The organism is Bacteroidota bacterium (assembly GCA_034723125.1).
Taxonomy (GTDB): Bacteria; Bacteroidota; Bacteroidia; order CAILMK01; family JAAYUY01; genus JAYEOP01.
The window spans coordinates 1-11,156 of record JAYEOP010000329.1; the positions used below are offsets into that span (position 1 = coordinate 1).

General features: G+C 30.4%; 8 protein-coding genes. 2 read left to right on the forward strand and 6 right to left on the reverse strand.

The genetic code is table 11. The annotated features are described in order from the left end of the window. From U9R42_09105 to U9R42_09120, 4 genes are all read right to left on the reverse strand, one after another. Window positions 1-804, reverse strand: an 804-nt coding sequence (locus U9R42_09105; GenBank protein ID MEA3496177.1) for a Bro-N domain-containing protein, incomplete at its 3' end; no start/stop codon positions are given. Window positions 805-1,190: 386 nt separating this feature from the next. Further along, window positions 1,191-2,108, reverse strand: coding sequence for a hypothetical protein (locus U9R42_09110; protein ID MEA3496178.1), 918 nt, complete (start codon window positions 2,106-2,108; stop codon window positions 1,191-1,193). A gap of 365 nt (window positions 2,109-2,473) precedes the next feature. Beyond that, window positions 2,474-3,451, reverse strand: a complete 978-nt coding sequence (locus U9R42_09115; GenBank protein MEA3496179.1) for a hypothetical protein — start codon at window positions 3,449-3,451, stop codon at window positions 2,474-2,476. A gap of 23 nt (window positions 3,452-3,474) precedes the next feature. Further along, window positions 3,475-3,606 carry a hypothetical protein gene (locus U9R42_09120; protein ID MEA3496180.1) on the reverse strand — a complete coding sequence of 44 codons (132 nt, stop codon included), beginning with the start codon at window positions 3,604-3,606 and terminating at the stop codon, window positions 3,475-3,477. Window positions 3,607-4,055: 449 nt separating this feature from the next. Between U9R42_09120 and U9R42_09125 the strand changes: the two genes are divergently transcribed. After that, on the forward strand, window positions 4,056-6,233 hold the full coding sequence (locus tag U9R42_09125) for a CotH kinase family protein (protein ID MEA3496181.1): 2,178 nt from the start codon (window positions 4,056-4,058) through the stop codon (window positions 6,231-6,233). Continuing rightward, window positions 6,230-8,578 (forward strand): CotH kinase family protein, encoded by a 2,349-nt coding sequence (locus U9R42_09130; protein MEA3496182.1) that lies wholly within the window; start codon window positions 6,230-6,232, stop codon window positions 8,576-8,578. Before U9R42_09125 ends, U9R42_09130 begins: the two co-directional genes overlap by 4 nt. Before the next feature lie 166 nt (window positions 8,579-8,744). On the opposite strand, the gene truA is transcribed toward U9R42_09130, so the two are convergent. Both truA and U9R42_09140 read right to left on the reverse strand, forming a co-directional pair. After that, window positions 8,745-9,515 (reverse strand): tRNA pseudouridine(38-40) synthase TruA, encoded by a 771-nt coding sequence (truA, locus tag U9R42_09135; GenBank protein MEA3496183.1) that lies wholly within the window; start codon window positions 9,513-9,515, stop codon window positions 8,745-8,747. Next, window positions 9,515-10,960, reverse strand: coding sequence for a hypothetical protein (locus U9R42_09140; GenBank protein MEA3496184.1), 1,446 nt, complete (start codon window positions 10,958-10,960; stop codon window positions 9,515-9,517). The genes truA and U9R42_09140 overlap by 1 nt, the downstream gene beginning before the upstream one ends. Window positions 10,961-11,156: the final 196 nt, after the last annotated feature.

Here is an 11,156-nt window from a genome sequence, read left to right on the forward strand (position 1 = left end):
ATTTGCATTAAGTGGGCTAATGATGCTTTTTCCGAGTTTCTTTTCTAAATCCTTTCTTGCAACACCAGCAACCGAACCTCCTTTTTTAGCGACATTCCTGTTCTCGCTTAATGTCTTTGGTTTTTGTTCTTTGGATAATTCAGTTGTTGAAGTTTCTGCTAACATGTTTAAAACTAATTCAAGATTAGTCATATTATCCCGAAGATTTTCTTTCTTTAAGTCTTTGAGGTTTTTGTATTGTTTTGTTGTTAATCCAGTCCATGCCTGAGTGATTTCGTCAGTTAAAATTGCATATTCTAATCCTTTTTTTACTCCACGCAATTCCCATTCGTCAGTAAGTTCTTTTCTAACTTCAATGCTTTTTATTCGTTGGTTAATCCAGTTTTTTGAATAACCTTTTTTTAGATATGTTTCCATTGCTCTGTCAAAAGCCAATTCTGGGTCTTCTGTTTCTTCAATCCTTTCATAGCCTACTTTAGCAAGCCAAACTTTAAAAGGTTCTGCTTTAGGTGAGGGGATAGATTGAATTATACGTAAAAGGCCTTCTGTGTCTGCACAGTCAGTTGTGTACATTTTTCCGTCTGACGCTTTTAATTTCAGTTGTACGATAATTTCGTACAACTGACTAAACCCTTCTTTTGTGAGTTTTCGCTTTAAATCACTCCAGTATCTACGTGGGTTTTTACTCTGGGTCAATGTCTCTATAATGTCAATTACTGAGAAATACCATTTCTCAGATTCACTATCCCAATGAACTCTTATTTTTTTGGATTCAAATAGTTTTATTGAAGTCTCCTTTGTCATAACCTTATTATTATTCAAATTCAAAAATAATCATTCTTTTTCAGTCGTGCTTTTCTAGGACAACGGATTTTTACAATGAATGCCAACAGCAGTCTGTCTAATAACTCTAACCACCGATTAAATTTTTGTCAAATATAAAGCTATTTCTGCTTTGCTCAAAAATAATTTGTTTTTTTTAGGTTTATTTTTGCTAGAATTTCTTTTGATATTTTAAAATCCTAACTTATTATTTTTCTCTAAAGTGATGATTTACTTTTGCCATTTACATCCCGACCAAAAGGGGCGGGATAAATGTGAGAGCTGCACTTTGTTAGCCGTAGTTTTAACGAAGGAATACTGGCGGAGATTACTCCGTCAGCCGCCTACTAGATTAGCTAATGGGCTTTTTATAGTCTTTTTGGAAATCTTATATATTTTCTTATTCTTTTTTCAATTTCCAAATTGTTATCAAATTCAACTCCAAATAAATTATCATTTAGAATACTCAAAAATAAGTTGATTTTACTTAATGCCCTATCCATTCTAAGTTCATTATTTATATTTGATAATGGTGTGTATTTCTTCTCGCTAATCCAAGGTTTTGAATCTCGCTTATGATGAGCTATTAAGTTTCTTACTTCATTATAATAGTCTTTTAAGAATTTTTTTGAAAAGCTATCCGTATGAATCCACCATTTGTGTGTTTTAGTATTTTTTCCAATAGTTTTCTTTTTTGAGAGAAATCTAACATTGAAAACATCATCAAAGATTTTATCAGGTATTTGATATTGCGGGACATTAAAGAGTCCTTTCAATTCAAGAAATTCTTCTAAATACTTCCAAGCTGATAATAGTCTAAAATACTTATCATTTTGTTCATTTAATGAAGTAAAATACAAATAACAAAGATGAATATGAGTATTATTTATTTTATTAAGTTTTTGAATATTTAAAACATCTAAATGAATTGTTCCTAATCCAAATGTACCACCATCAATATATTCTTCGTTATCCTTATAGTCATAAGTTTTTGATTTTAGCGGTGTTAAATGAGAATCTGAAGGCGTTTCAATTATATAGAAGGTACTTTTATCTTCAAATTTGATATAAATTGGGTAATTTAAATAAACAGGGCATGAAAAAGCTGCTGCAATCTTATAGAGAAATTTGTTTAACTCTACAAAGGCTAAATAATGAATACAATATCTTTTGTCTGTCGATTTTTTCTTAGCCAATAGGTCTAAGATTTTCTTTTTACTTTCTGTTAAACTAAAATTGATTTCTATTGAATGCAGTTGTGGATTTGTATCTGAATTACAAATCATTGTAAAATTCTTATAGCTAATCTTTTCAGCCAAATGAATCCTTGACTTAAAATTATAATACTCTATTTTTAATGTTTGTGTCATCATCCTACTGCCTTGCAGCTAACGTCAGTCTGTCTAATAACCCTAACCACCGATTAAATTTTTGTCAAATATAAGGATATTTCTGCTTTACTCAACTTTTTCTATGGTCAAAAAAGATGTTAATCCAAAAATATAATTATTTTTTTCTTTTATCTAATGAACCGCTGTATACGAGACCCGTACGTACAGTGGTGTGAGAGGTGCACTTTGTTAGCCGTAGTTTTAACGAAGGAATATTGGTCCGTACGGATCAGCCGCCTACTCGATTAGCAACAGTTTTTTTACATTCCATAGTATAGTTTAATTCCTTCTGCAATAAGATTACCAGCCGCACCAATTCCAATATTCCATGAGCCATCAATCGTTTTCCCTAAGATTTTATGAGTCCAGGCATTTACTTTCTGACCAAATGTTTTTTTCTGAAAATCGGGTTCCTCAGAATCAATTATTTCCAATAATTCGCTAGAATCATTTTCACTTAATCCAATACTTTTTAAATAGTTCTCTAATTCAGATTTGTTTCCTTTTGAGATATTGATTGTTGCAGAAACATTTGCATGGTCACCAGTTGAAATAATGTTTCCGTCCCCAGAAGTATTTATTATTGTCTTGTTCATAATCGTAGTGATTTCGTCCTTTTTTGATTTTAGTTCATTTAGATCTGTAACGTTACCATACTCGGAATCAATTTTCAGCATAAAGTATAGAAGGTTATTCCTAACAATGGATAGTATTTCATCTACTACAATAATAGAAACAGATTTTTTGCAATTTATTAGTTGTAAATATGGGTTCCCAAGTTTTCTGAAATTTCGTTGTACGATACCTGTCATTTCTGCAGGAAGCGTATAGGACAATTCGCCTGATTTGTTTTCACTTTTTGTCTTTTCAAGAGATGAAACACTTTGGTCGAAATGCATGTTTTGAAGTACATTTTCCCATTCTTGACTTAGACCAACAGTAGGCACTGGTTGCTGATTATATTGCATGTCACCATTTATATAATCTCCAGTTAGGTTGCATTTATAAACACGGTATTTTGGAAGTCCTTTAATTCCACCATAACCTCTTAGTTCATTGTTTATCCAATCAAGCAATTCTTGGTTTTGTATTCTACTTGCTAATACTTTAGTTTTAAGTATTGGTGATGTAATTGATTTCTCTGTGTCAATCAATTCATTAATAATATCACTTATGAGTTTCATTTTCTTAAAATTGTTGCTAACATTAGTATAAACAGAACTTCCGTTTATTTCCATTATGTGCAGAAATACTTAAAAGCTTATAAGCCCCTATAATCCAATGGGTTCGCAATATCACCAAGCTCTTTGCTAATAATATGCATATAAATTTCTGTAGTTTTAATATTTTCATGTCCTAATAAATTTTGAATATATCTTAAATCTAATTGCAAATGTAATAATTATTAATTTGTTACACAATTCAGTGTGTTTTTTTGTTCTTAAACCAAATGCAACGCATTTGGTTTAGGTCTTAAAGGCTTTCAGCCTTTTCCACTAATAGTTAACCCCTGAGTTCAAAGAGTGCTTATAAACAAAAATAAGCCTGAAAGGCTTCAACAACAAAACTTACAAATACGCCAAAAAACCACAGGCTGAAAGCCTGAAATAAAGAACCTCCCTTAAGGACAAGACAATAATACAAATACTTGGCTACATTCATTTCAATGCTGTTTCTACAAGATGGTGCTTTGTTGATGGTTTTACAATCTATAAACATTCAAGTGCTTGCTTTTATGAACTTAATTTTCAAAGTGAATATAAAATTACACTTTAACGATATTATTGGATAAATTTGTATCTTAAAAAGAAATGTATTTAATTGAACCTCTCCACTAAAGTAATGAGTAAATATTCGTCAATTATTTCAATAAAAGCAAAATATCAATTAGCGATATTTATTGTTTTATTCCTTTTAGCTTTTAGTACTCATGCACAGACAAAGTCAATAAACATAGTTTGCAATGAAACTGATTTTCAGAATATTTACACAAATTATAAAGAGAATATTTACATTCCTGTTACAATAAAATACGAATCGCATCAATGGAATGCTGAAATGAGAATTAGAGGTGATGCTTCACGTGTTTTACCAAAAAAATCTTTTAAAATAAAATTCACAAACGACACATTTGTAACAGGAAAAACCACTTTAATTTTAAACTCCGAATATAACGACAAATCATACCTAAGAACTTTTTTAAGCACATATTTATTCAATCAATCAAATTATTATTGCTCCGAAGCTCAACATATCAAAGTTTTTCTTAACAGCAATTTTTTTGGGCTTTACCTTATGATGAATAATATTGATAATGAATTCTTAATTGCAAACAATCTTAATATTAACGCTAATCTTTACGAAAGCAAAAATCGTGGTGCGAGTTTAAATGTTTATGACAACATTCATTATCACTGGAAAAAAGAGAATAACAAATCTACAGATTGGAAAGACATTGAAAAATTAATTGATAATTTGAATGATTGTCCTGTTTCCGAATATTATCAATTTGCAAAAGCAACATTTGATTACGAAAAGATGATAAATATTATTGCCATAAATATGCTCATTGCAAACGGAAGCACTTATTATCATAACTATTACATTTATAACAATTCAGAGAAGTGGTTAATGATTCCTTGGGACTTTGATAAGACATTTTCCGCTTATGGAATTGAATATCCTTATCATTCAAGTTCGAACTATTGGACATCGGTTTTACATGACAATCCGTTTTTTGAAAAAGCTATTCTTTGCGAAGCTATTTTTAATGATGTTAAAACAAAACTCACTCAAATTCACAACAACATTTTTAACCCCCTTCATTTAAATCCAATCATTGACAGTATTAAGAATTCAATTTCTGAGGCAGTAGAAAGCGATTCAATCGATAATATTTCCGATACTAATGAATGGAAAAATGCAATAACTCAGGAAGTAGATTTTATCAAAAACAGATATGATGAACTGATTTTCCAATTCAATAATTTTCCATCTGCTTTTAATGTTATTGCAAAACCACATATCAATAATGATGAAGTAACTTTTAGCTGGAATAAATCAAAAAGTCCAAAAGGGAAAGTCATTTCCTACAAATTATATTACAGCTTAAACGATAATTTCTTTTCTGCTGAAACAAAAATTGTATCCAACATTAACGATACATTTTACAAATTATCACTTCCTGAAGGACAATATTTCTGGAAAGTTGTTGCCACTGACGGGATATTTGAAATAAATGGATTTGATGTACTGAACACATTTATAATCAATAATAATGTTGAAAATATTGTGATAAATGAAATCAACTATAATTCATCATCAAATTTTGACACTGATGACTGGGTTGAATTTTATAATCCCGATAATGTGGCAATTAACCTTAGCGGATATGTTTTTAAAGATAATTCACATTCCTACAAATTCAGGGAAGGCTGTATTATTGGAGCAAAAGATTATCTTGTCCTTTGTGAAAATGCCGAAGATTTTACTGATTATATTTCTGAAATTGACAATTATATTGGAAATACAAATTTTGGTTTTAGCAGTAATGGTGAAGTCCTTACTCTTTTTGATAGTTCAGGAAAAATAGTTGATGTTGTTGAGTATTCCCCTTCTTATCCTTGGGCAAGTGAAGCTGATGGCAAGGGACCAACACTTGAACTTATTCAGCCATATTTTGATAATTTCTTAGCAAAAAATTGGCGGGCATCTTCATTTCATGGAACAGCAGGAAAGCTAAACGGAGTTTATGGCTCATTAGAAATTTCAATAACAACTGATATTAAAATTTATCCTAATCCTGCAAATAATTTATTAAATATTATTGCCCCCAAAGAGACTAATATTGAAAGCATTACTATTTATAATTCTTTGGGAAAAGTAACTTTTCACAAAAATAAAATCCAAAGTAAAAATCCTGTAAAAATTGAACTCAATAAATTAGAATCAGGAATATATATTTTAAAACTTTGTACAGTTAAAAATACGCATTTAAAAAGATTTATTGTTGTCAAATGAAGTTATTAAAACCAAAAATATCATTCTTTTTTCTTTTAATATTAATCTTTGTATCAAATTACGTTTTTTCACAGGCTGTTGTCATCAATGAAATAATGTCTTTGAATTACAGCACATTACACGATAATGACAGCAATTTTTGCGATTGGATAGAAATTTATAATGATGATACAATTGCTATAAATTTAAAAAGCTATCATCTCTCTGACGATAATAATGAACTTTACAAATGGACATTCCCTGAAATTATTATTGAAGCAAAAGGATTTTTACTTTTAATGGCTTCAGGAAATGATATTAATGATGGAAAATATTTTCATACAAATTTTAAGATAAGTTCATCAGGAGAAAATATTTACTTTTCTGATAGTTCGGGAAATCTATTAACTGTTGCTCCTAAAATAGAACTTAAAGCAGACCAATCTTACGGAAGAGAAGTTGATGGGAAAAATAATTTTTTAATCTTTGACATCAGCAGTCCGGGAAGCTCAAATTCTGATAATGATATTTTTAGTAAAATACAATTTTCACGTTCAAGCGGATTTTATAAAGAAGCCATTTCTGTTGAGATTACAACAAATAATCCTAATGACACAATTTATTACACTCTAAATGGCAACAAACCAACACAGAATTCAAAAGTTTATACCAAGCCGCTAACAATAAAATCAAGAAAAGATGAAGAAGCTATTTATTCGTTAATACGAACAAATCCACCTGAAACGAATAAAAAATTTGTGTGGAAACAGCCCGAAGGATCAATAAATAAAGCAACAGTTCTAAGAGTATGCACCTTTAAAAACGCTAAAAGATTAAGCAAAGTTATAACACAAAGCTATTTTATAGGCTCTGAAAAACCCGATTATACTTTTGCCGTAATATCTCTTGTAACAGATAGTTCCAATCTTTTTGATTATTACTCTGGGATTTACATCCCCGGATATTTAAACGACCTTAATCCCGGGGAATGGGAAAGTGGAAATTATTACGGTCGTGGGAAAGAATGGGAAAGAGAAGTTGATTTTGAAATGTTTGACAAAAATGGCAGTTCTGTTTTTAAGCAAAAAGCAGGAATGAGAATGCAAGGTAGTGCAAGCAGAATTATGCCTCAAAAATCTTTCAGACTTTATGCTGAAAAGGAATATGGCAATGAAACTTTTAACCACAATTTTTTTGGATATAAAAACATTGATGTATTCAAAAGAATTATGCTTAGAAATTCAGGACATGATTTTTTGAGAACAATGTTTGCCGATGCAATTATGCAATATTTAATACGAAATTTCAAAGCGGAGTACATGGCTTGGAAACCCTCTGTAGTTTTCGTTAATGGAGAATATTGGGGAATTCATAACATTAGAGAAAGATACGACAAATATTTTCTTTCTGATTTTCACCAGCTTCACGAAGACAGCATTGATTTTCTTGATACACGTATGAGAATTCTTGTTATTGAAGGAGACTCAATGCATTATCATAATCTAATCGAGTTTTTGCACAATTACGATATTAGCAAAAAAAATAATTACGATTACGTAAAAACTCAGATGGATATTGAAAATTATATTGATTTTCAAATTGCTAAAATTTATTCCGCTACTTATGATTTCCCAGGAAATAATGTAAAAATGTGGCGACCAAGGAGTTCAAACGGCAAATGGAGATGGTTGAATATTGATAATGACGATTGCTTAAGAGCTGTTGGTGCAAATTCTTTAAAACATGCTACAAGGGACACTGGAACTCAATGGCCCAACCCTGCATGGTCAACTTTTCTTTTCAGGAAATTACTTGAGAACAATGAGTTCCAACAAAAGTTCATCAATAGATTCGCCTATCTTTTAAACACAACATTTAATCCTGATACCGTTTTGAATACAGTTCTTCAATTTAAAGAACTTTATGGCAAAGAAATTCAAGAGCATATTTACAGATGGAATTATCCTGCGGATTATATTGAGTGGGAAAACAATGTTGAAAAATTTATTGAATTTGCTCAACAAAGACCATGTAATCTCAGAGAATTTATAATGAACTTTTTTGAACTTGACGAATTTGGATTTAAATGTATTGAAAGCCCGAATAATGAAAACGAACTAATTACATTTCCCAATCCATCATCAGGAACTTTTAATATTCATTTAAAAAATATTGTAGATGCGGAATTTAATTTTTCTGTTATTGACCTTTTTGGAAAAATAATTTACTCGGGAAACTTTAATATTGATAAATATCATCACCAATATAGAATTAATCTTGGACATTTAAATTCAGGTATTTACATTTTGCATTCAAAATATAATGACAAATCCTATTTTAGTAAAATTATTATAAGTGGGAAATAATACACCTCATCCTAGCCTTCTCCTCAAGGAGAAGGAAACTCAAGCCTTTTCCTCAAGGAGAAGGAAACTCAAGCCTTTTCCTCAAGGAGAAGGAAACTCAAGCCTTTTCCTTAAGGAGAAGGAAACTCAAGCCTTTTCCTCAAGGAGAAGGGACTCCTCCTTTTCTTCAATCTCTATTCATTAAATCCTTTGAAAAAGCACCTTCAGGATATTCAACATCCATAAAATACAAACCATGTGCAGCCATAGCTTTCCCTGATTTTGTTCTGTCTTTGCTTTCAATTATTTTTCTAAATTGATCTAAGCTAATTTGCTTTCTACCTACTTGTATCATTGTTCCGCTAAGCATTCTTATCATTGACCTTACGAACCTATTTGACTTAATTTTAAAAATAATTGTTTCTTCATTTTCCTCCCATTTAGCTTCATGTAAATCACACAAATAATGATTATGGCTGTTATGTCCTTTGCTAAAAGCTTCAAAATCTTTGTACTCCATTAAAATCTTACAAGCCTCATTCATTAAGTTAATGTCATATTTTTCAAAAACCAAAGTTGCCATATTCTGCAAAAATGGATTTTTACCTTTGCTTAAAAGATATTCATAAGACCTGCTAAGAGCATCAAATCTTGCATGAATACTTTTTTTGTCATTAGCATACATTTTTTTTATAGAAATATCATTGGGCAAAAACGAATTTAATTTACGCCCAAAACTACCGTTAAGCTTAGCGGTTGAATCAAAATGCATCATGTATTTTTTAGCATGCACTCCTGCATCTGTTCTCCCACAACCATGACAAGTAATTTTTTCATTCAGTAAAATAGAGATATGACGTGTAAGTTCACCCTGCACAGAAATTTGGTTTTTTTGAATTTGCCAACCATGAAATCTTGCACCATTATAAGCTATTTCCAGAAAATAACGATTTTTCATTACTCTTTCTTTTCTCCTTGATATTCAAACAGTACATATCGCAAAAGCTTGTTTCCTTTTTCAAAACGGAATTCTTTTACATTTTTAAATCTCAAATCATTCTCAAGCATCTCATAACTTATACCATTGAATTTTGAATAAAAACTATTCCAAATTACAAGGGATTCTTCTTCAAGAAATTCATCAAATTTTAGCATTTTTACATTTTGATGTTGTTTGGAATTAAAATGGTCAACATCCAATGCAATACTTAAATACGACTGATCATAAAAATATTTATATCCGAAATATTTATCATCAACAAATTTGGCAACTTCTTCTATAAACAACTGATCTTCGTTTAGATTAAGGTCTTTGTCCCAATCAATAGCAGCTTTATTTGAAGAAAATGGGAAATATAAAATTGAAGGAATTATAAGAAATAAGACATAATAACGATTATGCTTTTCCTGCAAAATTGGAAGCTGAAGTAAGTAATCCAAAGCAATAAGGCAAATAATAGCAATTAAAGGCACTACATCAATAAGTACTCTTTTAAGCCCCATAGAATTAAAAATACCAAAATACCAGAATAAGGAATGAGCTATAAAAAATGCTGCAAAAGCACCATAAATCAGCCAAAGTTCTTCAACATAAAATTCTCTATTATTTCGTAATTTTTTTATAAAAAATGATATTATCATCATTATTATTCCTGCTACCAATAGCAGATATAAATGACCACCAATCACATAAGTCATTTGGTCAAAAAAATGAAAAATATCACCTGAGCCATAAACACTACTTAGATGAGCGTAAGGTATTTTTTTGAATATCCATAAAAAGTCATGATGATAAAATATTAAACCGAGAATTCCATAAAAAATATGTCCTGTAAAAACCCATGGAATAATTTTGCTTTTTTTCTTTACAATTAAATAAATTACAAAAACAGCAAGTATCACTAATCCTTCGGAGCGTGCAAAGGGAAGAAAAGAAAATATTATTGCCGAACTTTTGTATTTTTCATCCATTGTTAAATAAACAGCCACTACTAAAACAAGAGCGAAAAAATGCTCAGTTAATCCTGAAAAAATTAAACGGAAATAAAGTGGAGCGGAAAAAACAAAAAGTAAAGCAAGTAAAGAATATTTTAAATTCATTTTTTTTGCAATGCGATAAGTTGTATAGGCTGTAATGCTTGCAACTAATGAATTAAAAATTTTCATTACTGTAAAGCCCATTGCTGCAAAAGGAGCACTAAACAAAGTAAATAGAGGCTTTGCCCAATGGTCTAAAAAATTTTCGGGATGAGCAAATGCATAAGAGGAAAATAAAAAATGCATAGTAGAATCACCCGCTCCTGCTGTGCCTTTAAATTTTACTGAAACATAACAAAATGCCATAAAGAACAAGAATGACAACAAAGTAGCTATTCTATTTTCCGATAATTCTGACAGTTTCATTTGTTCATTTGTTTATTTGTCATTCGCTTCGCTGTAATTTACTCACTTCGTTCGTGTCATTTAATAGTCATTATGCTATCATTCATTCTCTCATCTCCCATTACTCATCTCTCATTTCTCATCTCTCATTTCTCATCTCTCATTTCTCACTTCTTACTCCTCATATCTTTAAGCACTCTAAGTACTTCTTATTGTT

Bases quoted from the DNA above. Each gene is read 5' to 3' on its own strand.
- U9R42_09110 (MEA3496178.1), bottom strand. From the start codon at position 2,108: ATGATTTGTAATTCAGATACAAATCCACAACTGCATTCAATAGAAATC.
- U9R42_09115 (MEA3496179.1), bottom strand. From the start codon at position 3,451: ATGGAAATAAACGGAAGTTCTGTTTATACTAATGTTAGCAACAATTTT.
- U9R42_09125 (MEA3496181.1), top strand. From the start codon at position 4,056: ATGAGTAAATATTCGTCAATTATTTCAATAAAAGCAAAATATCAATTA.
- U9R42_09130 (MEA3496182.1), top strand. From the start codon at position 6,230: ATGAAGTTATTAAAACCAAAAATATCATTCTTTTTTCTTTTAATATTA.
- truA (MEA3496183.1), bottom strand. From the start codon at position 9,515: ATGAAAAATCGTTATTTTCTGGAAATAGCTTATAATGGTGCAAGATTT.
- U9R42_09140 (MEA3496184.1), bottom strand. From the start codon at position 10,960: ATGAAACTGTCAGAATTATCGGAAAATAGAATAGCTACTTTGTTGTCA.